22 protein-coding genes and 2 tRNA genes are annotated in these 23,540 nt (G+C 66.5%); 10 read left to right on the top strand and 14 right to left on the bottom strand.

All coding sequences use genetic code 11. The features are described from left to right. Positions 1 to 11 precede the first annotated feature (11 nt). The 5 genes from C8J42_RS04110 to C8J42_RS04130 are packed head-to-tail and all read right to left on the bottom strand — an operon-like array spanning position 12 to position 4,140. A complete protein-coding gene (locus tag C8J42_RS04110) occupies positions 12 to 806 on the bottom strand; it encodes a MetQ/NlpA family ABC transporter substrate-binding protein (protein WP_133018952.1) in 795 nt (264 codons plus the stop codon). 22 nt (positions 807 to 828) lie between these two features. Beyond that, positions 829 to 1,491 carry a methionine ABC transporter permease gene (locus C8J42_RS04115; RefSeq protein ID WP_133018953.1) on the bottom strand — a complete coding sequence of 221 codons (663 nt, stop codon included), beginning with the start codon at positions 1,489 to 1,491 and terminating at the stop codon, positions 829 to 831. After that, entirely contained in the window at positions 1,488 to 2,222 is a 735-nt protein-coding gene (locus C8J42_RS04120) for an ATP-binding cassette domain-containing protein (RefSeq protein WP_133018954.1), read from the bottom strand. The genes C8J42_RS04115 and C8J42_RS04120 overlap by 4 nt, the downstream gene beginning before the upstream one ends. After that, positions 2,219 to 3,235, bottom strand: coding sequence for an LLM class flavin-dependent oxidoreductase (locus C8J42_RS04125; RefSeq protein WP_133018955.1), 1,017 nt, complete (start codon positions 3,233 to 3,235; stop codon positions 2,219 to 2,221). The genes C8J42_RS04120 and C8J42_RS04125 overlap by 4 nt, the downstream gene beginning before the upstream one ends. Then, positions 3,235 to 4,140 (bottom strand): alpha-L-glutamate ligase, encoded by a 906-nt coding sequence (locus C8J42_RS04130; RefSeq protein ID WP_133018956.1) that lies wholly within the window; start codon positions 4,138 to 4,140, stop codon positions 3,235 to 3,237. The genes C8J42_RS04125 and C8J42_RS04130 overlap by 1 nt, the downstream gene beginning before the upstream one ends. A 114-nt stretch (positions 4,141 to 4,254) precedes the next feature. Here C8J42_RS04130 and C8J42_RS04135 point away from each other — a divergent pair, with 114 nt between their 5' ends. After that, a complete protein-coding gene (locus C8J42_RS04135; RefSeq protein WP_133018957.1) occupies positions 4,255 to 4,875 on the top strand; it encodes a peptidylprolyl isomerase in 621 nt (206 codons plus the stop codon). Between the two features lie 250 nt (positions 4,876 to 5,125). Here the strand turns inward: C8J42_RS04135 and C8J42_RS04140 are convergent, their stop codons facing one another. Beyond that, a complete protein-coding gene (locus tag C8J42_RS04140; protein ID WP_133018958.1) occupies positions 5,126 to 6,010 on the bottom strand; it encodes a diacylglycerol kinase family protein in 885 nt (294 codons plus the stop codon). A 92-nt stretch (positions 6,011 to 6,102) separates the two neighbouring features. On the opposite strand from C8J42_RS04140, the gene hemB reads away from it, so the two are divergent. Genes hemB through C8J42_RS04155 form a run of 3 tightly spaced genes read left to right on the top strand, consistent with a single transcriptional unit; the run spans position 6,103 to position 9,864 of the window. Continuing rightward, positions 6,103 to 7,095 (top strand): porphobilinogen synthase, encoded by a 993-nt coding sequence (gene hemB, locus C8J42_RS04145; protein ID WP_133018959.1) that lies wholly within the window; start codon positions 6,103 to 6,105, stop codon positions 7,093 to 7,095. Next, positions 7,092 to 7,631 (top strand): GNAT family N-acetyltransferase, encoded by a 540-nt coding sequence (locus C8J42_RS04150; protein WP_133018960.1) that lies wholly within the window; start codon positions 7,092 to 7,094, stop codon positions 7,629 to 7,631. Before hemB ends, C8J42_RS04150 begins: the two co-directional genes overlap by 4 nt. Then, entirely contained in the window at positions 7,624 to 9,864 is a 2,241-nt protein-coding gene (locus tag C8J42_RS04155) for a fused MFS/spermidine synthase (protein ID WP_243644060.1), read from the top strand. The genes C8J42_RS04150 and C8J42_RS04155 overlap by 8 nt, the downstream gene beginning before the upstream one ends. Before the next feature lie 139 nt (positions 9,865 to 10,003). Here the strand turns inward: C8J42_RS04155 and C8J42_RS04160 are convergent, their stop codons facing one another. Further along, positions 10,004 to 10,513, bottom strand: a complete 510-nt coding sequence (locus C8J42_RS04160) for a hypothetical protein (RefSeq protein WP_133018961.1) — start codon at positions 10,511 to 10,513, stop codon at positions 10,004 to 10,006. Between the two features lie 94 nt (positions 10,514 to 10,607). Between C8J42_RS04160 and C8J42_RS04165 the strand changes: the two genes are divergently transcribed. Then, positions 10,608 to 10,684, top strand: a tRNA-Arg gene (locus tag C8J42_RS04165). A gap of 50 nt (positions 10,685 to 10,734) precedes the next feature. Beyond that, positions 10,735 to 10,811 (top strand) — tRNA-Arg (locus C8J42_RS04170). Positions 10,812 to 10,820: 9 nt separating this feature from the next. On the opposite strand, the gene C8J42_RS04175 is transcribed toward C8J42_RS04170, so the two are convergent. After that, positions 10,821 to 11,750, bottom strand: a complete 930-nt coding sequence (locus C8J42_RS04175) for an alpha/beta hydrolase (RefSeq protein WP_165895416.1) — start codon at positions 11,748 to 11,750, stop codon at positions 10,821 to 10,823. A 118-nt stretch (positions 11,751 to 11,868) separates the two neighbouring features. On the opposite strand from C8J42_RS04175, the gene C8J42_RS04180 reads away from it, so the two are divergent. Then, positions 11,869 to 12,816 (top strand): alpha/beta hydrolase, encoded by a 948-nt coding sequence (locus C8J42_RS04180; RefSeq protein ID WP_207897059.1) that lies wholly within the window; start codon positions 11,869 to 11,871, stop codon positions 12,814 to 12,816. Between the two features lie 251 nt (positions 12,817 to 13,067). Here C8J42_RS04180 and C8J42_RS04185 read toward each other — a convergent pair whose 3' ends face one another. The 5 genes from C8J42_RS04185 to yaaA all read right to left on the bottom strand — a co-directional run bounded on the left by C8J42_RS04185 (position 13,068) and on the right by yaaA (position 18,247). After that, positions 13,068 to 13,418 carry a DUF952 domain-containing protein gene (locus tag C8J42_RS04185; RefSeq protein ID WP_133018964.1) on the bottom strand — a complete coding sequence of 117 codons (351 nt, stop codon included), beginning with the start codon at positions 13,416 to 13,418 and terminating at the stop codon, positions 13,068 to 13,070. Further along, complete coding sequence (gyrA, locus tag C8J42_RS04190) at positions 13,415 to 16,180, bottom strand: DNA gyrase subunit A (RefSeq protein ID WP_056062720.1); 2,766 nt, start codon at positions 16,178 to 16,180, stop codon at positions 13,415 to 13,417. Before gyrA ends, C8J42_RS04185 begins: the two co-directional genes overlap by 4 nt. A gap of 121 nt (positions 16,181 to 16,301) precedes the next feature. Beyond that, the gene (locus C8J42_RS04195) at positions 16,302 to 16,583 is read right to left on the bottom strand and encodes a hypothetical protein (RefSeq protein ID WP_133018965.1); all 282 of its coding nucleotides are present in this window, start codon (positions 16,581 to 16,583) and stop codon (positions 16,302 to 16,304) included. Between the two features lie 231 nt (positions 16,584 to 16,814). Continuing rightward, a complete protein-coding gene (locus C8J42_RS04200; protein WP_133018966.1) occupies positions 16,815 to 17,501 on the bottom strand; it encodes an SDR family NAD(P)-dependent oxidoreductase in 687 nt (228 codons plus the stop codon). Then, positions 17,498 to 18,247, bottom strand: coding sequence for a peroxide stress protein YaaA (gene yaaA, locus C8J42_RS04205; RefSeq protein WP_133018967.1), 750 nt, complete (start codon positions 18,245 to 18,247; stop codon positions 17,498 to 17,500). The genes C8J42_RS04200 and yaaA overlap by 4 nt, the downstream gene beginning before the upstream one ends. A gap of 163 nt (positions 18,248 to 18,410) precedes the next feature. Between yaaA and C8J42_RS04210 the strand changes: the two genes are divergently transcribed. Continuing rightward, a complete protein-coding gene (locus tag C8J42_RS04210; RefSeq protein ID WP_133018968.1) occupies positions 18,411 to 19,703 on the top strand; it encodes a hypothetical protein in 1,293 nt (430 codons plus the stop codon). A gap of 221 nt (positions 19,704 to 19,924) precedes the next feature. On the opposite strand, the gene C8J42_RS04215 is transcribed toward C8J42_RS04210, so the two are convergent. Then, the gene (locus C8J42_RS04215) at positions 19,925 to 20,392 is read right to left on the bottom strand and encodes an Lrp/AsnC family transcriptional regulator (RefSeq protein ID WP_055880606.1); all 468 of its coding nucleotides are present in this window, start codon (positions 20,390 to 20,392) and stop codon (positions 19,925 to 19,927) included. 167 nt (positions 20,393 to 20,559) lie between these two features. On the opposite strand from C8J42_RS04215, the gene C8J42_RS04220 reads away from it, so the two are divergent. Then, positions 20,560 to 22,464 carry a HAMP domain-containing sensor histidine kinase gene (locus tag C8J42_RS04220; protein WP_243644062.1) on the top strand — a complete coding sequence of 635 codons (1,905 nt, stop codon included), beginning with the start codon at positions 20,560 to 20,562 and terminating at the stop codon, positions 22,462 to 22,464. Further along, positions 22,461 to 23,444 carry a polysaccharide deacetylase family protein gene (locus tag C8J42_RS04225; protein WP_133018969.1) on the top strand — a complete coding sequence of 328 codons (984 nt, stop codon included), beginning with the start codon at positions 22,461 to 22,463 and terminating at the stop codon, positions 23,442 to 23,444. Before C8J42_RS04220 ends, C8J42_RS04225 begins: the two co-directional genes overlap by 4 nt. Positions 23,445 to 23,540: the final 96 nt, after the last annotated feature.

Genomic DNA, 23,540 nt, shown 5'->3' on the forward strand with positions numbered 1-23,540 from the left:
TCGCGCCGGTATCAGAACGCCGGCAGCACCGCACCTCGATAATGCTGCTCGATGAAGGTCTTGGTGGCCGGGCTGCGCAGTGCCGCGATCAGCTTCACGACGCGCGGGTCCTTCTCGCCACCGGGCAGGCCGACGACGAAATTGACGTAGGGGCTGTTCTTGTCCTCGATCGCGAGCGCGTCGCGGACCGGGTTGAGCTTCGCGTCGAGCGCGTAATTGGTGTTGATCAGCGCGAGATCGACCTCGCCGAGCGTGCGGGGCAGGGTCGCGCCCTCCAGTTCCTTGAACTGCAGGTTGCGCGGGTTGGTGGCGATGTCGTTCAGGCTCGACAGCGGGTTGGTCGGGTTCTTGAGCGTGATGAGCCCGGCCTTCTGCAGCAGCAGCAGCGCGCGGCCGCCGTTGCTCGGCTCGTTCGGGATCGCGACGGTCGCACCGTTCGGGATCTGCGCGATCGACTTCCACTTGCGCGAATAGGCGCCGAGCGGTTCGACATGGACGCCGGCATAGGTCACCAGATGCGTGCCGCGCGAGGCGTTGAACTCGTCGAGATAGGGCTTGGTCTCGAAATAGCTGACGTCGATCTGCTTCTGCTCGACCTGGAGGTTGGGTTGGACGTAGTCGTTGAAGACGCGGATCTGAAGGTCGACGCCTTCCTTGGCGAGTGTCGGCTTGATCGACTCGAGAATCTCGGCATGCGGCACTGCGGTCGCGGCGACGGTCAGCGTCTTGCCGTCGTTGGTCTTGGTGCCACCGCAGGCGGCGAGCGCGAGCAGCGAGAACGAGGCGAGCAAAGTGCGGCGGTTCATGCGAATTCCTAGCGGCGTTAAATCAGCGGCGGGTGAAGTGGCGGGCGAGCGCGTCGCCGGCATATTGGATGATCTGCACGAGCACGACCAGCAGCACGACGGTGACGACCATGACGTCGGTCTGGAAGCGTTGATAGCCGAACCGGATCGCGAGATCGCCGAGCCCGCCCGCGCCGACCACGCCCGCCATCGCGGTGAACGAGACTAGCGCGACCGCGGTGACGGTGGCGCCGGCGATCAGTCCGGGAAGCGCCTCGTGGATCAGCGCGCCGGTGACGATCTGGCGTGTGGTGGCGCCCATCGCCTGCACCGCCTCGATCGTGGTGCGGTCGACTTCCTTGAGCGACCCCTCGACGAGGCGCGCGTAGAACGGCGCGGCGCCGACGACGAGCGGCGGGATCGCGCCGGCGACGCCTAGCGAGGTGCCGACGAGCATGACGGTGAGCGGAATCATCACGATCAGCAGGATGATGAACGGCACGGAGCGGAGGATGTTGACGATGATCCCGAGCACGGCGTTGGCGACGCGGTTCTGCGACAGGCGGCCCCGGTCGGTGAGGTAGAGCAGGACGCCGAGCGGGAGGCCGAACGCGATCGTCAGGATCAGCGATCCGCCGAGCATGATCAGCGTGTCGAGGCAGGCCTGGCCGATGTCCGACCAGTCGATATTGGCGAAGAAGCTCATGCCACCAGCGCCGCCAGCATGCGCTGCGTTGCCGGGTGGGCGGCGTTGGCGAAGATGTCGGTAACGTCTCCGGTTTCGACGATGCGGCCGCGTTCGAGGACGGCGATGCGGTCGCAGACGTAGCGGACGACGTCCATTTCGTGGGTGATGAGGACGATCGTCAGGCCGAGGTCTCGGTTCAGCTCTCTGAGGAGGGTCAGCACCGAGCGCGTCGTTTCGGGGTCGAGCGCGCTGGTGGCTTCGTCACACAGGAGGATGTCGGGGTCGGTGGCGAGCGCGCGGGCGATGCCGACGCGCTGTTTCTGGCCGCCGGAGAGCTGGGCAGGGTATTTGGCGGCGTGATCGGCGAGGCCTACGCGGTCGAGCAGCGCGGCGACTTTCGTCTCGCGCTCAGCTTTGGATACACCCGCGAGCACGAGCGGGAACGCGACGTTTGCCGCGACCGTGCGCGACGACAGCAGGCCGAAGTTCTGGAAGATCATGCCGATGCGGCGGCGCAGCGCGCGCAGGTCCGCCGCCGACAACGCGGCTACGTCGACGCCATCGACCTCTACCCGGCCCGAAGTCGGGCATTCGAGTGCGTTGATCAGGCGGATCAGCGTCGACTTGCCCGCGCCGGACTGGCCGATGACCCCGAACACGCCGCGTGCGGGAATTTCGAGCGACACGGCGTCGAGGGCCGCCGCCTCGCTTGCCGGGTAGGTTTTGATGACGTCGGTGAGGCGGATCATGCGGTGCCCATGACCTGCGCGGCGAACCGCTCCATTTCCTCGGCCTGCGGGCTCATCTGGAGCAGCAGCAGGTCGAGACCGGACGCCTCGTATTCCGCGACACGCTCCTTCAACTGTTCGGGCGTGCCGACCAGATTGGGGCGCAGGCCGCGGTTGGAGACGGAGTATTCCTGGATCTTCAGCTCGCGTTCGAGCTGCGTGCCCGACAGCCACTGGTCGAAGTTCGCGTAGCCTGCGGGGAGCTCGGTGACGCTGGTGATGCGGTCGAGCTCGCGCTTGGCCTCCGCCTCGCTGTCGCGCACGATCGCGTAGGCGGCCATGCCGTACTGCATCGGCGCGCCGCCGGCGGCCTCGCGTCGCGCTGCCATGTCGGCGATCTTCGGGGCGATCGCGTCGGCCGGGTCGCCGTGCATGACGTAGGCATCGCACTGCGCGGCGATCATCGCCTTGGCCTTCTCGCTCTCGCCGCCGGCATAGACGGTGGGACGCTTGGCGGGCTTGGGCGAGCAGATCGCCTGTTCGGTGGTGTAGAACTGGCCCACGAAGTCGAAGCGCTCCTGCGTCCAGAGCCCGTCGACGACGGTCAGCCACTCGGCAGTGCGCGCGTAGCGATCGTCGTGCTGGTCGAACTGGAGGCCGTATTGTTTGGCTTCGTCCGCCCACCAGGACGACACGACGTTCAGCGCAAGGCGGCCGCCCGAAATCCGGTCGATGTTGGCCGCCGCCTTGGCGAACAGCGCGGGGTGATGGAAGTTGGGTCGGACGGCGACCATCAGTTCGATGCTGTCGGTCACCGCCGCAAGCGCCGCCGCGGTCGACCATGCATCGAGCGCGGGCTGTTCGATGCCCTTGATATCGTTGAGGTTCAGCTCGGCGATCAGCGTCAGGTCATAGCCCCAGCGCTCGGCGTTCTGCGTCAGCGCCTTGGTGTAGGCCCAACTCGCCTCCATCCCTTCGTCGGGGACGTTGCGAAGCCAGCCGCCGAAGACGGGAGTCCAGTAACCATAGCGCATCAGCGGGCCTTCTCGATCTGTTCGACGAGGTAATCGACGAGGCGGTCGTGCGGATCCCAGCCGAGCACATCCAATGGCTTGGCGACGAAGTTCGACAGTGCGTTGACGTCGTAGAAGCGCGCGACGCCGTCGCGGTCGTCGATCATGACTTCCACGCCGCCGACGTCAAGATCGACCGCGCGGGCGATCGCTTCGGCGGCGTCCTTCAAGGTTTGCGAGGGCTCGACCGCGGCCATCCTGATGCCCGAGCCGGGGACGACGCACGCATCCGCGGGGCAAAGATCGAACGCGCCGCCGCCGGCGACCTCGATCGCGTAGAGGAACTTGCGGTCGAGCGTCTCGATCCGGGTGATCGCGCCGTCGCGGACGGGGACGTATTCCTGGACCAGCAGCACGCCGTCGACGCTGCTCGGGAGGCCGGCGTCGGCGACGGCGGTGCGGAGTTCGTCGAGGCTGTCGAAGCGGATTATGCCGGCGCCGGATCCGCCGATATTGGCTTTCACGACCAACGGGAAGCGGAGCGTCTGTGCGGCGGGGACGACGTCGGCGGCGCGGTGGACGACACGCGTCTCGGGGATCGCGAGGCCGAGCGAGGCGATCAGCGACAATTGGCGTGCCTTGGAGGCGTCGATCGCGAGGACGTCGGTGCCGTTTACCACGCGCGCACCAGTGCGGCGCCAGTGATCGAGCATCGCCATCGTGTTGAAGATCGGATGCTCGTCGTTGCGCAGGAAGCTCGACATCGCGATGCGGTTGAAGACGACGGGGGCGGGGGCGCTCTGGTCGGCGGGGTTCCAGAAGCCGTCCGGCGTGGTGCGGGTGAACGCGACGCCGCGACGGTCGAGGGCGGCGAACAGTGGTTCGAACCAGAGCGGGTGCTCGTAGAGAATGGCGAGATCGGTCATCGCTCACCGGATACGCATTGCGCGCGGGCGTGCAAACCCAAGCAAAACTTTGCCGCGCGCAATATCGTGTCGCGGGGCCGCTGACAGCGAGCGGTGGAGGCGGTAGCGTGGCGGATGATCTCCAGATTCGTCACGCTCGCTCTTGCCGTTCTCGGCGCCGTTTCCGTCTCGGCGCAGGAGGCTCCGCTTGCACCAGCGCCCGCTGTTCCGGCAACCGTCTCGATCGTGATGACGACGAGCGAGGGGCCGATCACGCTGGCGCTGGAGAAGGAGCGCGCACCGCTGACGACCGCGAACTTCCTGCGCTATGTCGACCAGAAGCGGCTCGATGGGGTGACGTTCTATCGCGCGATGAAGCTCGGGGCGGACGCCGGATTGATCCAGGGCGGGCCGCAGGGTGAGGTGAAGCGCCTCTTGCCGCCGGTGAAGCATGAGCCGACCAGCCAGACCGGGCTGTCGCATGTCGACGCGACGATCTCGATGGCTAGGTTTGCGCCGGGGAGCGCGACGGCGGACTTCTTCATTACGGTCGGGCCGGTGTTGTCGCTGGACGCTAATCCGGCGGGGAGTGGGGACACGGCTGGGTTTGCGGCGTTCGGGCATGTGGTAGAGGGGATGGATGTGGTGAAGCGGATTCTTGCTGCGCCGACTTCGCCTACTGCTGGGGTTGGGGTGATGAAGGGGCAGATGATTGCTGCGCCGGTTAAGATTTTGACGGTGCGTAGGGTGAAGTAACGGGCGTCGGTTAGAGAGCGATTACGCTTCACAGCTACCACCCCGGCGGAGGCCGGGGCCCAATTGGGGGACGTCGCCAACTGAGCGCTGCGCGTCGTTACTTCGACCTTTCCAATTGGGCCCCGGCCTTCGCCGGGGTGGTGTGAGGATAGGTCACCCCTCCACTAAATTGTTTCCCCGCGAAGGCGGGGACCCAGACTGGGCTCCCGCCTTCGTGGGAGAACAAGGAGGTGGGGGCTGGCCTTCGCTCTTAGGCCGGCGCCATCACCCGGATGATCCCGGCCGCGACCTTGGCCGTCACCGGGGTCTTCGCCAGGACCTCGCCGTCGATCGAGATCGGCAGCGGGGGGATCGTGTTGATCTTCAGGCTCTTGCCCCGAAAGTCCCGCACCTTCTCGTGGCGCGACTCGAGCCGGAACACGCTGGCATACCAGTTCTGCACCAGCCGGCGCTTCACATGACCCATCACTGCCTGCACCACGATCTCGCCCGAATCTACTGCCGCCGCATCCACCAGTTCGGTGCCACCGTGATAGGGCCCGTTCGAGATCCGCACCTCGACGACGCGAATCTTTACCGCGGTCGGGCCCTCGCCAACGATCAGCGTGAATGGGCGGAAGCGCGTGTATTGATACGTCGCCCAGGCCAGGTACCCCACCTTGCCGAAGACCTTCTTCAACCCGTGCGGGACCGTCTCGGCGATCTTCGGGCTGATGCCCATCGCCGCGCAGTTCGCGAAATAATCGCCGTCGATCATGCCGAGATCGATCCGGCGCGGCTTGCCGGTGCGGATCACCTCGACCGCGCCTTCGATATTCAGCGGAATGCCAAGCGTGCGCGCGAAACTGTTGGCGGTGCCGAGCGGTAGGACGCCCAGGATCACGTCGTGGCCGACCATCAGGTCGACCAAGCCGCTGACCGTGCCGTCACCGCCGCCGAGGATCAGCAGGTCCGGCTTCTTCGCGAGCGCCCGCAGCACCGTCGCCTCCAGATCCTTCGGGTCCTCGACCGCATGCGCGTCGACCTCATAAGGCAGCCCCGACATCGCCGCACACGCGCGCTTGAACAGCTTCTGGCCCTTGCGCGACTTGGCGTTGACGACGAGCGCGGCGGACGTGATCGTATCGTTCGACATAAGGCCCCCAACGCACGGCATGCGGTTTCGCACCCGTAACGCTTCTCCCGTAAAACTTGATCCGTCGCCGCGCATCCCGCAAAGCCCGGCGCATGACCGCAAGCTATCCCGCGCTTCGCCTCCGTCGCACCCGCGCCTCCGCCTGGAGCCGCCGCCTCCATGCCGAGACCGTGCTGACGCCCGCCGACCTGATCTGGCCGCTGTTCGTCACCGAAGGAACCGGCGTCGAGCAACCGATCGCCAGCTTGCCGGGCGTGTCGCGCTGGTCGGTCGACGGGATCGTCGCGCGCGGCCGCGAGGCGCGCGACCTCGGCATCCCGTGCCTCGCGCTGTTCCCGTATACGCAGGTCGAGCGGCGGACGGAGGATGGCCGCGAGGCGCTGAACCCCGACAACCTCATGTGCCAGGCGATCCGCGCATTGAAGGACGCCGTGCCCGAGGTCGGCGTGCTGACCGACGTCGCGCTCGATCCGTATACGAGCCACGGCCATGACGGGCTGGTCGACGCGGCGGGCTATGTCGTCAACGATACGACCGCCGAGATGCTGGTCGCGCAGGCGCTGAACCAGGCGAAGGCGGGCGCCGACATCATCGCGCCGTCGGATATGATGGACGGCCGGATCGGTATGATCCGCAGCGCGCTCGAGGCGGAGTCGCACCACAACGTCCAGATCATGTCCTACGCCGCCAAGTACGCCAGCGCGTTCTACGGTCCGTTCCGTGACGCGGTCGGCTCGCGCGGGCTGCTGAAGGGCGACAAGAAGACGTACCAGATGGACAACGCCAACGCCGAGGAAGCGCTGCGCGAGGTCGCGATGGACCTGGCGGAGGGCGCCGACACGGTGATGGTCAAGCCCGGTCTGCCGTATCTCGACATCATCGTCCGCGTCCGCCAGGCGTTCGAGGTGCCGGTGTTCGCGTACCAGGTGTCGGGCGAATACGCGATGATCGAGCACGCGGTCGCGGCTGGCGCTGCCGAGCGCGACGTGATGGTGCTGGAAACGCTGATGTCGTTCAAGCGCGCGGGCTGTTCGGGCGTGCTGACCTATCACGCGGCGCATGCGGCGAAATTGCTCGGCGGATGATCGAGACCGAACGGCTGATCTTGCGTGGCTGGCGTGATGACGATGCCGCCTTGCATCATGCGATGTGCGCTGACCCGGCGGTGATGGCGTATCTCGGGCCCGCGCCGTCGCTGACCGAGTCCGCCGCGGTGGTGGCACGCCAGAAGGCGATGTTCGCCGACTATGGCGCGTGCTTCTGGGCGCTCGAACGACGGGATACCGGCGCGTTTATCGGCTGGTGCGGGATCAAGCCCGGCCCGGTCGGTACGCCGATCGAGGGGAAACCCGAGATCGGCTGGAGTCTCGTGCAGACCGAGTGGGGGCAGGGCTATGCACGGGAGGCAGCGGAGGCTTCCCTCGCCTGGGGTTGGCGTGAGATGGAGTTGCCGACGGTCTGGGCGATCACCGTCCCTGCAAACACGGCCAGCCGTGCGCTCATGGAGCGGCTCGGGATGACCCGCGTGGTCGATGGCGATTTTGACCACCCGAAGCTCGCCGAAGATGACCGCCTTCGCCGCCACATCCTCTACCGGATCGACCGTCCCGCCTATGTCTGACACCGATGCGATGGAAGTGCGGCCCCTGATGGCGCGCTGGTGCCGGACGATGTTCGTCGCGACGATCCTGACGGGGTCGTTCCTGCTGTTCCTCGTCCAGCCGATGGTGGCGCGGATGGCGTTGCCGCGGTTGGGTGGCGCGCCGGCGGTGTGGAACTCGGCCATGCTCGTGTATCAGGCGTTGCTGCTCGCGGGCTATGCGTATGCGCATTGGCTCGGGCGAGTGAGGCCGCGCGCGCAGGCAGCGATCCATCTGGGCGTGCTGATCGTTGCGGCGTTGTGGTTGCCGATCGGGTTGATCGCGATGGACCTGCCGGCGGACGCGTTGCCGGCCTTGTGGGTGCCGTGGCTGCTCGGATTGTCGATCGGGCCGTTGTTCTTTGCGGTCTCCGCGCAGGCGCCGCTGATCCAGCGCTGGTTCAGTGCGGCGAGTGGCGGCGGCGATCCCTATGCCCTGTATGCCGCGTCCAATCTCGGCAGTTTCGCGGGGCTGATCGCGTACCCGCTGCTGGTCGAGCCGCTGATGGCGGTGCACGGCCAGAGCCTGTTGTGGAGCGGTGGGTATCTGCTGCTGATCATGCTGGTGCTCGCCTGCGCCACGCGCCTGCCCAAGACCGCGGCAGTCGATCATGTCGCCGCAACCAGCGCGCCGCCGGGCGCGCGCCGGATCGCGCATTGGATCGCGCTGGCGCTCGTGCCGTCGGGGATGATGCTGGCGACCTCGACCTACATTACCACCGATATCGTCGCGATGCCGCTGCTGTGGGTGATCCCGCTCGGACTGTACCTGCTGAGTTTCAGCGTGGCGTTTGCGAACGATCGTTGGCTCGCCGACCTGCTGACGCGGATCGCGCCGATCACGATTCTGCTGTTTGGCGGGATCATCATGGGCGGGGTCAACGAGCGGCCGTTCTTCAGCGCGGGAATCGCGCTGGTGCTGCTGTTCATGATCTCGGTTGCGTTGCACACCACGCTATACCGCAAGCGGCCGGCGCCCGATCGTCTGACCGGCTTCTATCTCGCGATGTCGGCGGGGGGGGCACTTGGTGGCGTGTTCGCTGCGCTGGTGGCGCCGGTGGTGTTCGACTGGACGTATGAGTATCCGCTGCTGATTCTCGCGGCGGGGGCGCTGGTGCCGCAAATCTATCTGTTCGGACGGTTCCGCGCGCTGTGGACGGGCAGGGGGCCGGCGAAACACGTCGCGTTGCTCGCGATCGTCGTGGCGTTGGTCATCCTTACCGCATTGCGGATCGGCAATCCCGATGGCGTGTTCGGCGAGGGGCGGCAGGGCCTCGTCTTCTTGGTGATAGCCGCGATAGGGTTCGTCGCGATCGGCGCGCGGCGGCCGTACATGGTCGTGCTGGCGGGGGCGCTGGTACTGTTCGGTGGGTATCGGTCGCTCGAGTTCTCGCTCGATCCGGGCGCGCGCGTGCGAAGTTATTTCGGCGTCTATACCGTGCGAGACGAGCCGGGGCCGAACGGCGGTACGCGCGAACTCGATCACGGGACGACGGTGCACGGCATCCAGCTGCGCGGCTCGCCCGAGCGCGAGCAGACGCCGACCACCTATTATGCGGCCGGATCGGGCGTCGGGCAGGCGATGCAAGCCGCGCCCGCCTTGTACGGCCCGCAGGCGCGGATCGGCGTGGTCGGGCTCGGGACGGGGACGCTCTCCTGCTATGCGAGACCGGGGCAGCGCTGGCGGTTCTACGAGATCGATCCGGCCGTGGTACGGATTGCGCGCGATACCGGGCAGTTCACCTATCTGTCGCGGTGCCTGCCCAAGTCGGAGATCCGGATGGGCGATGCGCGGATCGCGTTGGCGCATGATACGCCCAACAGTCTCGACCTGCTCGCGCTCGATGCGTTCTCGTCGGATTCGGTGCCGATGCACCTGATGACGCGCGAAGCGTTCGCGACCTATGGCCGGGTGCTGTCGCGAAACGGCCTGTTGCTGGTGCACATCTCCAACCGGTTCATCGATCTGGAGCCGGTGATCGCGGCGGCGGCGCGCGAGGGTGGGTGGACTGCGGTCGAGCTGAAATACCGCCCGTCGAGCGTGCTGGTCGATCGCGCGTCGGCGTCGGACTGGGTGGCGTTGTCGCGTGACCCGCGCGCGATCGACGCGTTGCGGTCGGGTGATCCGGCGTGGGTGCCGCTGGTGCCGCGCAAGGGCTTCACCGCGTGGACCGACGATTATTCGACGATCCTGCCGTTGCTGAAGGGGTTCTAGCCTTCTGGTCCTCCCCCGCCAGAAGGAGGTGGCGCCGAAGGCGACGGAGGGGGGGCACGCGACCGCCGTTTCGCCTTCCTCCCCCTCCGTCTGGCAAGCGCCAGCCACCTCCCCCTGGCGGGGGAGGATCAGCAGTGGATCAAGCGGCGGGGAGGCTTGCCTGGATGCGGGTGATCGTGGCGCCCTGGCGATCGTTTTCCGCCTGTGCCTTGTCGCGGATCGCGGCCAGCGCCGGATAGTCCGCTTGCAGCTTGGCAGCGCGATCGGTGGCGCGTTGCTCGATATCGGTCACCAGCGCGGACGATTGCGCGCGCCAGTCGTCGAGTCCGGCAAGTGCGGTCTGCGCGGCGAGCCACGCGTCGCTGCCGACCGCGCCGCCGCGTGCGGTCCGGGCGAGGGCCTCCGCCTTGGCCGCGTCGCGCGTGAAGCCGGTGGCGATCGTATCGAGCTTGCCCGATATCGTCCGGATATCCGCATCGAGCGCCGGATCGGGCGCGGCCACCGCGGTCTTCACCTCGGGCTCGGCGAATCCGAGCTTCTCGACCGGGCGCAGGCCGAGCGACGGATAGGCGGTGGTATCCTTGCTGCACGCGGACGCCGCGAGCAGGGCGAAGAGCGACAGCGAACGGAGCGGAGCGGCGAGTTTCATGCCTGCCGCTCTATGCGTCCGCGTCGCGCGACACAACTTTATCGCGGCAAACCCTTGCGCCCCCGAAAATGCCTGCTATCAGCGCCCCTCCAGTGCACCCATAGCTCAGCTGGATAGAGCATCAGACTACGAATCTGAGGGTCGGGCGTTCGAATCGCTCTGGGTGCACCAGGATTTTCCGCTTCACGGCGGGCTTGTCGAACCGGTCACGGTACGGCGATGCACCCATAGCTCAGCTGGATAGAGCATCAGACTACGAATCTGAGGGTCGGGCGTTCGAATCGCTCTGGGTGCACCATTTTTCCTATCATCGGGCGTCGAGCCAGCGGGCGATGCGATCGAGCAGCCGGTCGGTCGCGTCCAGCCTTCCGCCCATTTGCAGGAAGGCGTGGATCATGCCGTCGAACCGGCCGTGGTCGACGATGACGCCTGCGTCGCGCAGGTGCTGGCCATAGGCTTCGCCCTCGTCGCGTAGCGGGTCGTTCTCGCAGGTTATCAGCAGCGTCGGGGGCAGGGTGGCGAGGTCATCTGCCAGGATGGGCGACGCGTGGGGGTTGGTGCGGTCTGCATCGGAGCCCAGGTACAGGTCGATCTGCCGCTCCAGCGACTTCGCATCGATGATATTGCCGTCCTCGCTGGCTCGCGACGGGTAGGCGGTGTCGTGGCGCAGGTCGGTGTTCGGGTAGAGCAGGATCTGGCCTTTTAGGGCTGGTCCGCCTTCGGACGCTGCGCGGGAGGCGAGGGCGGTCGCGAGCGTACCGCCTATACTGTCCCCGGAGACGACGATGCGCGACAGGTCGATGTCCAGCGCGTCGGCTTGTGCGACGAGGCCTTGCAACGCCGTCCAGCTATCGTCGAGTTGCGCGGGGAAGCGGTGTTCGGGCGCCAGGCGATAGGCGGGGGCGGCGACCAGCCAGCCGGTCCGGTTCGCCAGCGCGCGCAACGCTGGATCGTGTCCGTCGATCGACCCGGCGATCGCGCCGCCGCCGTGGATGTGCAGCAGGAGCGGCAACGGGCCGGGTTTCGGGCGATAGAGCCGGACGGTCAGCGAGCCGGACTCGGACGGCAGCATGAGGTGCGTGATCGCGTGAACCGGTTCCGGATCGCCGGAGAAGGTCTTCAACAACGCGGTCTGGTAGCGGAAGTCGGCGAGCCACCGCGCATCGTCGGCGTGCGGATCGGCGTCCGGGGCGAGTGTCTGTATCGTGTCGAGTATCGTTCGAGCCTGTGGATCCACCGGCGCATCTCCTTCGCGGGTCGGACGTTTGGTGACCACGACGGGTTCCATGCGCGGGCGGCTGCGACTTTGGACAAGGCCGGGCGTTCAGCGCACTAAGGATTTGAAGGAGATGGCTATGAAGCGGACGGGCAAGCGATTGATCGGCGGGGCGCTGCTGGCGGCGGTATCGGGGATCGGGCTGTCGCTCTATTCGAGCCGCGTCGCGCGGCTTGCCGAGGACCTGGTGCCGGCGGAGGGGCGTTTTCTCGACGTCGCGGGCGCTCGACTGCATTATATCGATGTCGGCAGCGGGCCGACGATCGTCATGGTCCACGGGCTCGCCGGGCAGTTGCGCAATTTCAGCTATGCGCTCGTCGACTTGCTCAAGGACGACTACCGCGTGATCGTCGTCGATCGGCCGGGCTCGGGCTATTCGACCGCGACCGGGGCGATGCCGGGGATCATCGGGCAGGGCGCGATCATCGCCGACTTCATCCAGAAGCTCGGGCTCGATCGGCCGTTGCTGGTGGGGCATTCGCTGGGCGGTGCGCTGAGCCTCGCGGTCGGGCTCGACCATCCGCATCTGGTGCGTGCGCTCGCGTTGATCGCGCCGTTGACGCAGCCGCTGGAGCAGGTGCCGGAGAGTTTTCGCGGGTTGGCGCGGATTCCGTCGGGTGCGCGTCTGGCGTTTGCGCAGGTGTTGGGTACGCCGCTCAGTCGGTTGACCGCGAAGAAGACGCTGGAGGGCGTGTTTGCGCCCGAGGCTGTGCCGGAGGATTTCATCACGCGGGGCGGCGGCGCGCTGTCGGCGCGACCGATCGCGATCGCGGCGGCAGCGGCGGATCTTGCCGGGGCGAACGACGATGTGACGGCGATGGTCGGGCGGTATGCGGAGATCGGCTTGCCGGTGCGGATGTTGTTCGGGCGGCAGGATGCTATTCTCGACCCGGCGTGGAATGGGCACCGGACTGCGGCGGTGATTCCGGGGGCCAAGATCGACACGATCGAGGGCGGGCACATGATCCCGATTACTGCGCCGGAGGCTTGTGCGCGGTTTGTGAGGGCTGCGTTTGCGGCTGGGTGAGGGGCGGCGTCCCGTAGACTTTTCACCCCGGCGAAGGCCGGGGCCCATTTGGAAAGGTCGGCGTAACGGAGGGGTGCGCTTCGTTAGCTAGCTTCCCCAATTGGGCCCCGGCCTTCGCCGGGGTGGTGTTGGCATAGTCGGCACCGACACACAGCCAATTGAGCGCCATCCCCCGCTGCCTTGTTCTCCCGCGAAGGCGGGAGTCCAGACTGGGCTCCCGCCTTCGCGGGAGAACACGTTTTAGGTGAGATTCAGCCCGCGACGGGGAGTTTCACCTTGCCGGCTTCGTCGCGTTCCAGGGGGCCGTAGGACAGTACGACCTCGAGCAGCAGTGGCCCGCCATAGATGTGTGGGAACTGCTGCCCGCCACGCGACTCTTCCCATTTCACGTCGTCGCCGAGCGCTTCGAGATCGATCGCGGCCACGTGCAGGTCCGACTGACCGGCGAAGTGCTTATCGACCGTCTCCGTCAGCTGCTCGGCGGTCGAAAGGTGGATATAGCCGTCGGCCACATCCACCGGCGCACCCACAAAGCTCCCGCTTTCCAAGGCCGCCAGCTGCTCCCCCGTCAGCACCTTGTAGGCGATCGGATCGCGGATCATTCGCCGTCCTCCGGACCTGCTGCGTCGTCCTCGCCGATCGTCGCGCCGGTATCCGGTGCGACCTCTGGCACGGCATCCGCCAGGTTGATCTCGGCGTCTTCCTCGGTTTCCTCGATCCGTGCGGCGGAGACGACGTGCTCGCCCTTCGCCACGTCGAACAGCTTCACGCCGGCCGAGTTACGGCTGATGACGCGGAGCGACGCGAGCGTCGTGCGGATCAGTTTCGCCTGGTTGGTCACCAACATCAGCTGATGGCCCTTCGCCGCGGCGAAGCTCGCCACGACGGGGCCGTTACGCGCGATGTTGTCGATGTTGGTGATGCCCTGGCCGCCGCGACCCGTGCGGCGATAGTCATAGGCGCTCGACAGCTTGCCATAGCCGTTCTCGCAGACCGTCAGGATGAACTGCTCGCGGTCCTTGAGATCGTTGTAGCGGTCGGCGCCCATGCCGTGATCGCCCTCGCGCTCGCCCTTCCACGGTGCGAACTTGAGGTACGTTTCGCGCTCCTCGGGCGTTGCGCCGACACGGTGCAGGACCGACAACGAGATGACCTCGTCGTCGCCCTTCAGCGTGACGCCGCGGACGCCGGTCGACGTCCGGCTCTGGAACTCGCGGACGTCGTCGCCGGCAAAGCGGATCGCCTTGCCGAGCTTGGTGGCGAGCAGCACGTCGTCATGCTCGCTGAGCAGCGCGACGCCGATCAGCTTGTCCTCCGAACCCTCTTCGAAGCGCATCGCGATCTTGCCGTTCGACGGCACGTTGGTGAACGCATCCATCGCGTTGCGGCGGACGAGCCCGCGCTGCGTCGCGAACATCACGTGCAGGCGGCTCCACTCGCTGAGATCCTCCGGCAGCGGGAGCACGGTCGAGATCGTCTCGCCCGGTGCCAGCGGCAGCAGGTTGATCATCGGCCGACCACGCGTGGCGGGGCCACCCTCGGGCAAGCGCCAGACCTTGTAGCGATAGACCTTGCCGAGGTTCGAGAAGAACAGCACCGGGGTGTGCGTCGAGGTGACGAACAGCTCGGTGACGACGTCCTCGTCCTTCGTCGACATGCCCGCGCGGCCCTTGCCGCCACGCGCCTGTGCGCGGAACGTGTCGAGGCTGGTGCGCTTGATATAGCCCTGCATCGTCACGGTGACGACCATGTCCTCGCGCTCGATCAGGTCCTCGTCGTCGATGCCGTTGGCGGCGGCGGCGATCTCGGAGCGGCGCGGGGTGGCGAATTCGTCCCGGATCGCGATCAGCTCGCCGCGCATCACTTCGTACAGTTTCGCGCGGTCGCCAAGGATGTGCAGCAGCTCGCCAATCGTCGCGGCCAGCGCCTTCAGCTCGTCGCCGATCTCGTCGCGGCCGAGCAATGTCAGGCGGTGCAGGCGGAGATCGAGGATCGCGCGGACCTGCGGCTCGGATAGCTTGTATATGCCGTCGGCCTGCTTGTCCTCGACCGCCTCGACCAGCGCGATGTACGGCGCGATCTCCTCGACCGGCCATTCGCGCGCGAGCAGCTTGCCGCGCGCTTCGGCGGGGCTCGACGAGCCGCGGATGATCTTGACGACTTCGTCGAGGTTGGTGACCGCGATGACGAGGCCGAGCAACAGGTGCGCGCGCTCGCGGGCCTTGGCGAGTTCGAACTTCGAGCGGCGGGTGATGACCTGCTCGCGGAAGGTGATGAACGCGCCGATAATGTCGCGCAGGTTGAGCAGTTCGGGACGGCCGCCGCGGATCGCCAGCATGTTGGCGGGGAAGCTCGACTGCGCGGGCGTGTGCCGCCAGAGCTGGTTGAGCACCACGTCGACGGTCGCGTCGCGCTTCAGGTCGATGACGATGCGGACGCCCATCCGGCTCGATTCGTCGCGGATGTCGCTGACGCCTTCGATCCGCTTGTCCTTGGCGGCTTCGGCGATCTTCTCGACCAGGCCGTTCTTGCCGGTCTGGAACGGAATCTCAGTGAGGACGATCGAGCGACGGTCGCCCTTGCCCTCCTCGACGATATGCCGCGAGCGGACGATGATCGAGCCGCGGCCGGTCTCGTACGCCGACTTGGCGCCCGCGCGGCCAAGGATGATTGCACCGGTCGGGAAGTCGGGACCGGGGACGATCTCGAAAAGTTCCTCGGTCGTGATCGCGCCATTGTCCATGTACGCGAGGCACGCGGCGATGACTTCGCCCAGATTATGCGGCGGGATGTTGGTTGCCATGCCGACGGCGATGCCGCCCGCGCCGTTGACCAGCAGGTTCGGGAAGCGTGCCGGGAGCACCGAAGGCTCGCGCTCAGAACCGTCGTAATTGGGTGTGAAGTCGACCGTATCCTTGTCGAGATCGCCGAGCAGCGCGTTCGCCACCTTGCCGAGGCGCGCCTCGGTGTAGCGCATCGCCGCGGGTGGATCGGGATCCATCGAGCCGAAGTTGCCCTGGCCGTCGATCAGCGGCACGCGCATCGACCAGTCCTGGGTCATGCGGGCCAACGCGTCGTAGATCGAGCTGTCGCCGTGCGGATGGTATTTACCCATCACGTCACCGACGATGCGCGCGGACTTGCGGTACGGCTTGCCGGCGACGAAGCCGCTTTCGTGCGCGCCGTACAGGATGCGGCGGTGGACGGGCTTCAGGCCGTCGCGGACGTCGGGCAGTGCGCGCGCGACGATGACGCTCATCGCATAGTCGAGATAGCTCGACTTCATCTCGTCGACGATCGAGATCGTGGCGATGCCGGCGGGCTCGCCGCCCTGGGGTTCGGCGAGTATGGTCTCGTCGGTCAAATCTGAACGCTTTCGGCTTGTTGCGGTGTTGTGACACACCTTAGCCGAGGGGGGGGCACCTTACTACCCCCGCGCACGCGTACGCACGCGAGGGAGAAGGGTTTCATCGTTAATTTCGGGCTTATTTGCAGGCGGTCTTGGTCTTGTTGCCGGCGAGCGAGCAATTGTAGGTGACGGACTTGCCGTTCGCGAGCTTGGCGGTGACCATGCGGCCTTTGGTGGCGGTCGTGGTGCGCTTGGCGAGCTTGGTGTTGCCGGCGGGCGTGGTCGTCTTGGTCGTGGTGGTGTGCGTCGCGACGGTCTTCGGCTTGACGCTGGTCTGCGCCTGCGTCGCGGCGACGGCTGCGGTGCCGGACAGCAGCGTAGCGCCGGCGAGGATCGCGAGGGGGAGGGACTTCTTCATGCGGGTATCCTCTCGTTTCGGCCTTGGTGGACGATGTGGAGAGACTGCGCCGCAGGACCTGAACGGAGTGTGGCAGAAGGGTGAAATCCGCGTCATGCGCGGGACTTACTTCTTACCCCTCCCTGGAAGGGAGGGGCAGGGGGTGGGTCGGTTTCCGCGATGGCTAGCGGTCGTGGTCTGCAACCGGCCGACCCACCCCCAACCCCTCCCTTTCAGGGAGGGGAGCAGAAGTCAGGGCGTTACCTCGACGCCGTCCCACGCGAAGAGTTTCCCGCTGTCCGGCGCTCGGAGCCCGTCGATCACGTCGAGCAACTGCACCGCCGCGCGGTCAGGCTTGAACAGGTTGCCGGGGGTGACATTGCCCTGGAATGGCTTCGACAGGCCGGTATCGACGGTGCCCGGATGCAGGCCGACGACGATCCCGCTGGAGTTCCGCCGCTTGTCCTCGATCGAGATCGTCTTCACCAGTTGGTTGAGCGCCGCCTTCGACGCTCGATAGCCGTACCAGCCGCCGAGCTTGTTATCGCCGATGCTGCCTACGCGAGCAGACAGCACCGCGAACACGATCCGCCCCGCCTTGGGCATCGTGGGCAGGAAGTGCTTCGCGACCAGTGCCGGCCCAATCGAATTGATCGCGAAGTTGCGCGCCATCCACGCCGGATCGAGCTCGCGCATCGCCTTCTCGGGGCCCTTGTCGCCGTCGTGCAGCAAACCCGTCGCGACGATCACCAGCGTCGGCGAGCCGACCCGCAAAGCCGCCGCCGCAATGCTAGCCTCGTCTTCCAGATCGAGATGCCGATCGCCACTCTCCGACCGCGCGAACCCGTAGACGTTATCGAACGCACCCTCGTCGATCAGCGCCTCTTCCAGCGCCTTGCCGATCCCACCCGACACACCGATGACGACCGCGCTGCTCACTTGCGTACGAACCGGAACTGCGCGTCGCTGCTGCCCGCCGCATCATACGCATAGCCGTCGCTGTCGAACCCCTTGATCCCGTCGATGTCGTCGACGCGGTGCTCGACCAGCCACCGCGCCACCATGCCGCGGGCTTTCTTAGCGTGGAAGCTGACGAACTTCTGCGCCTCGCCCTCGCGGAAATCGATCGCGACGACGCGGATCGACTTGGGCAGTTTCCCGTCCGCCGCGGCCCAATATTCCTGGCTCGCGAGGTTGAGGATCGTGCCAGATCCCTCCGCCTCGACGTCGTCCGCGAGCAGCTTGGCGATCCGATCGCCCCACCAGTCGGTCAGCTTCGTCTTCCGCGGCGCCCAGCGCGTGCCCATCTCCAACCGGTAAGGGCGCATCAGGTCGAGCGGCCGCAACAACCCGTACAAACCCGACAACATCCGCACGTGATCCTGCGCGTAATCCACCGCGGCCTCGTCGAGCGTCTTTGCCTCGAGCCCGGTATAGACGTCGCCGGCGAAAGCGAACATCGCCGGTCGCTCGGGCAGGGTGTCGAAATCGCGGAACCGGTCGGCGTTGAGCTTCGCCAGCGCGGGCGAGATGTGCATCAGTTCCGACAGCTTCTTCTGCGTCAGATGCGCGGCGGCATGCGCCAGCGTCTTCGCCTCGTCGGCGAAGCGCGGCGTGGTCGGGTCGAGCTTGGGCAGCGCGCTCTCGTAATCGAGCGTCTTGGCGGGCGATAGGACAGCGATCATCGTCGCGATCTAGCGGCGGCGGGGAGCACGTTCAATCGACGTTCACCCGCTAATTTGCAGGCAGGGGATCCGGACCGCTTGCTTGAACGTATGCACCACGGACCATATAGCGTCGCGGCGCGCCACTTACGTAAGCGGGCCGACGCAGAGGGAGAGTTTCCGCATGAAGACCATTTCCAAGCTTGCACTGATTGCGGCGTTTGCCACCGGCACGAGCGACCTCGCGCTGTCGGCGCCTGCGTTCGCCAAGGACAAGAAGGCCGAAGAGGCACCGGCCATGAAGCTGAGCCCCGAAGTCCAGAAGCCCGGCATTGCCGCGCAGACTGCGCTGACCGCCAAGGATTATGCCGGCGCGCAGACCGCGATCGACCAGGTCGATGCCGCCGCGAAGACCGATTACGAAAAGTATATCGGCGCGGCGCTGCGTTATCAGCTCGAGAACGAGAAGCTGGTTGCCGCTCAGACCGCCAACCCGAACGCGCCGATGAACGAGACGACGCTGGCAAAGCCGCTCGACGCGCTGATCGCCAACCCGGCGACGCCAGCTGCCGATCGTGGTCGCTACGCCTATCGCCGCGGCGCACTCGCGTTCAACGGCAAGCAGTACCCGATCGCGCTCCAGTATTTCGCCAAGGCGAAGGAGCTCGGCTACACCGATCCGAACCTGCCGCTGCAGGTCATCAAGGCGAAGATGGACAGCGGCGACGTCGCCGGGGCGACCGCCGACCTGGACTCGAGCATCGCGCAGATGACGGCGTCGGGCCAGAAGGCGCCGGAGGAATATTACCGGTACGCGATCGCCAAGTCCTACGCCGCCAAGCGCAACGCCGATACGATGGCGTGGCTGAAGAAGTGGATCACGGCATACCCGTCGGCAAAGAACTGGCGTGACGTGCTGATCCTGTCGGGCATCCAGGCCAATGCGCTGATCCCGCTCGACGAAGCGCAGAAGGTCGACGTGTTCCGCCTGATGCGTGCGACCAATTCGCTCGCCGATCAGACCGACTATCTCCAGTATGCCGACAGCGTGAACCGTCGCGGCTTGCCGAGCGAAGCGCAGGCGTTGATCAAGGAAGGTCTTGCGTCGGGCAAGATCCCGGCGTCGAACACGATGGCCAAGGGCTTGCTGGCGGACGCGAGCAAGAACATCGCCAACGACGGCCCGTTGTCGGGTCTCGAGAAGCGCGCTGCGGCCGCTCCAAACGGCAAGCTCGCCGCGGGTACGGCCGATGCCTATCTTGGCCAGAACAACTACGCCAAGTCGATCGAGCTGTATCGCCTGGCGCTGACCAAGGGCGGCGTCGATGCCGACGACGTCAACCTGCATATGGGCATCGCGCTCGCGCGGTCGGGCGACAAGGCTGGCGCTACGACGGCGTTCTCGGCGGTCAAGGCTTCGCCCAAGGCGGATGTTGCTGGCCTGTGGACGACCTGGCTCGGCGCGCCGGCTGCCTAAGCTGCGGCGTCTTGAACGAGGAAGCGGGGTGGCAGCAATGCCACCCCGTTTTCGTTTGAGGGTATGGCTAGCCAATCACGGCGTCCGAACTCCCCTCCCTGGAAGGGAGGGGCAGGGGGTGGGTTGGCCGGCTGGTATCTCAAAGGTCTGAACCCAGCGGAACCCGACCCACCCCCAACCCCTCCCTTCCAGGGAGGGGGGAAGTCGAGAAAGTCAGAAGATCAGTCCACCACCACCGGGATGCCCGACAGCGCCTTTGCCGTCCGGATCGTCAGCGACGTCTTGACGCTTGCCACGTTCGGCGCGGGCGTCAGGTGCGTCGTCAGGATTTCCTGGAAACTCTTCAGGTCGGCGGCGACGATCTTCAGAATGAAGTCGATCTCGCCGTTGAGCATGTGGCATTCGCGAATTTCGGGAATGTCGGCGATGTGATGCTCGAACGCGGCGAGGTCGTGCTCGGCCTGGCTGCGCAGCGACACCATCGCGAACACGGTGATCGGGAAGCCCAGACGGCTGGCGTCGAGATCAGCGTGATAGCCACGAATGGCACCCGCTTCCTCGAGTGCGCGGACGCGGCGGAGGCACGGCGGCGCAGTGAGCCCCACCTGGTCGGCCAGGTCGACATTGGTCATCCGACCGTCGGCCTGCAACAGCGACAGGATCTGCCGATCGATCCGGTCAAAACTCATTACACGCAACTCCTGATGGGCATCGCAAACCAAGCGATTCATTCTTCATAGCGATAAGATTGTTGCGGCGAAACGCAATTGTCCCACAATGCGACGAAGGCCTTTGCCTACCAAAATGGGTTGTTCCTTCGCATCGCCGCGCGCGTTAAGGAATCGGTACGGAGAGCGTGCTAAGCCCGCTGAAGCCGGGGAACGATGTGCGGTTCGACGATAGCCTGAAGACGATCCTTGCCGCCGACATGGCCACCGGTTTCGGTGCGCAATCGGCGTGGCGGCAGCTGGTCGACCTGATGGGACGCGGTCGTGCAGTGGTCGACGAGCCGGCGATCGCACGGTTGCGGCTGTTGCGGCAGGCGGTACCGGTCGAGGTCCGTGCTGCGAGTGCGCGGGCGCTGGCGTTTGCCAAGCCCGATGCGCGGCTCGTAGGGTTTTTCGCGGAGGACGTCCTGGCGATCGCCGCACCGGTATTGCGGACTGCCACGCTGGAGCCAAACGACTGGCTCGCGCTTCTCCCGCGACTGACACCGCCGAGCCGATCCGTGCTGCGTCACCGTCGTGATCTGCCCGCCGAGGTCCAGCGTGGGTTGCAGAGCTTCGGTCCGACCGACTTCGTGCTGCCTCAACCCGAAGCGCCAGTCGAGATCGAGATAGCCGAGGCTGAACCGGTCGCGCCCGAGCCCATCGCGCCCGAACCGATCACTCTCGAACCGGCGCCGATCGAAAAGGCGCCAGTCCGCGACGAACCGGTCGCGAAGCTTCCGGAACCGGCTCTCGCCGACATTCCCGAGCTGTCCGTATACGCCGCGCCGCTCAGCGAAACCCCGTTCATGGCGCTCGGCGCGGTCGCACGCGGGCTGCCGTTCGTCGCCGAGGCGTTTCGCCACGCCAAGCTAGCTGAGACCGAGCCGACTGTCGTCGAGACGGCTGATCCAGCACCGGCGGACCGGTTCGAGATTTCCGACCTCGTCGCGCGGATCGAGGCGTTCAATCGCGACCGCACGGTCGATGCCGCGACGCCAGAGCCGGCGGCTGCCGAAATCGAGGGGTTCCGCTTCGAGACCGATGCGCAAGGGATCATCCGCATGGTCGACGGCGTCGCGCGCTCTGCACTGGTCGGCGTGTCGCTCGCCTATGCCGCACAACAGGGCGAGGCGCATCTCGACGGAGTCGCAGCAGGTGCGTTCCGTCGACGCTCCCGGTTCAGCGATGCGCGGCTCGAAGTAGGCGGCCTGTCCGATGCGTTCGGATCGTGGCGGCTGTCGGGTACGCCTGCGTTCGAACATGCGTCGGGTCGCTTCATCGGTTTCCGCGGAACGGGGCGTCGCCCTCGTCGCGACGAGACGGCCGAGCCGATTCTCGTCTCGTCGCCGGTGTCCGATTCGCTCCGCCAACTCGTTCACGAACTGCGCACGCCCACCAATGCGATCGCCGGGTTCGCCGAACTGATCGAGACGCAGTTGCTCGGCCCGGTCTCGCCGACCTACCGCGAACGTGCGACCACGATCCGCACGCAGGCGGGCGACCTGCTTGCGGCGATCGACGATCTCGATACTGCCGCCCGGATCGAAGGGCGTGCGCTCGACCTGCGCCCGACGACGGTGCCGGTTCGTGCGTTGCTCGACCGGGTCGTGCGGGATCTCCAGCCGCTCGCGACGCTGCGGGGGACGAGTCTGGGCGTGGCGATGCCGGCGGGCGATTGCAACATTCGCGGCGACGACCGTGCGGTCGAACGGTTGATCGGCCGGTTGCTCGCCGCGCTCGTTTCGGCGGGGCGGAAGGGCGAGCAGCTCGGCGTGGTCGTCCGGCCGGTCGCCGATACCGTGACGATCGAGTTCGACCGACCCGCTGCGCTCGCCGCGCATGCCACCGATGTCCTGCTGAGCATCGATGCCGAACACGAGAGCGACGGCGATGGTGCGCCCTTGCTCGGGACCGGGTTCGCGTTGCGACTGGCACAGAACCTTGCGGTCGAACTGGGCGGCGTGCTGACGATCGGCGCCGACCGCCTGACCCTTCAGCTTCCGGCTGCCGATACTGTCGATGCGGAGCGGACCGCCGACGAACAGCGGTGACATACCGTCCCCCGCGCCCGACCGCCGCACAACGCGTGGTATGGCCCGAGGAATTCGGCATGCGCTTCACCGTCTTCGCGGACGTCGAAGAGGAATTCGACTGGAACGCCCCGCTGGATCGCCGCAACCGTTCGACGACCGCGATGGCGGCCTTTCCTGACGCGCATCGCCGGTTTGCTGAACGGGGCGTCGCGCTGGCCTGCATGGTCGATTACCCGGTCGCTACCGATCCGGCGGCCGTCGCGATCTTGTCGCGTGTCGTCGAGGACGGACGGTCGGAGATCGGCACGCAGCTCCATGCCTGGGTCAATCCGCCGTTCCCGGACAGCGCGCCACCGGGATCGAGTTACGCCGGTATCCTGCCGCGCGCATCGGAAGCCGCCAAGCTCGCAACGTTGACGAAGGCGATCACGGCCGCGTTCGGTAAGGCCCCCCGCGCTTACCGGGCTGGCCGCTACGGTATCGGTCCGAACAGTTTCGCGCTGCTCGCCGGGCTCGGTTACCGGATCGATAGCTCGGTTCGTCCCGGCTATGATTACAGTGCTGACGGAGGTCCCGACTTCTCGATGGCCGAAGCCGGCGCCTATCGCGCAGAGGGGATCGTCGAGTTGCCGCTGACCACGGTCTTCACGGGCGGCATACGGCGGGGTGGCGCGCAGTTGTACCGGGCACTCGGACGCATTCCAAAGGGCAGGGGCCTCTTCGCACGCGCGCACCTGCTGTCCCGGATCGCGCTGACGCCCGAGGACATGCCGATCGCCGATGCGCTGGAGGCCGTCGCGGTGGCGGCTGGCGAAGGGCTGCGGTTGCTCAACCTGTCCTTCCACTCGCCGTCTCTGGTCCCGGGTCACACGCCTTATGTTCGCGACGCGGCGGATTTGAAGCGTTTCCACGACTGGTGGACCGCGATGCTCGACGAGTTCGAGCGGCGTGAGATTCGCAACGCCTCGCTCGATCAGATCATCGCGGCTTTGGGGTAAGGCGTCGATTGTTTTCCCGCGAAGGCGGGGACCCAGACTGGGCTCCCGCCTTCGCGGGAGAACAAGAAACGGCCGCGCCGCTGCGGCCTCTACGCG

Origin of the sequence: Sphingomonas sp. PP-CE-1A-559 (assembly GCF_004340965.1) — a bacterium.
Lineage (GTDB): Bacteria > Pseudomonadota > Alphaproteobacteria > Sphingomonadales > Sphingomonadaceae > Sphingomonas.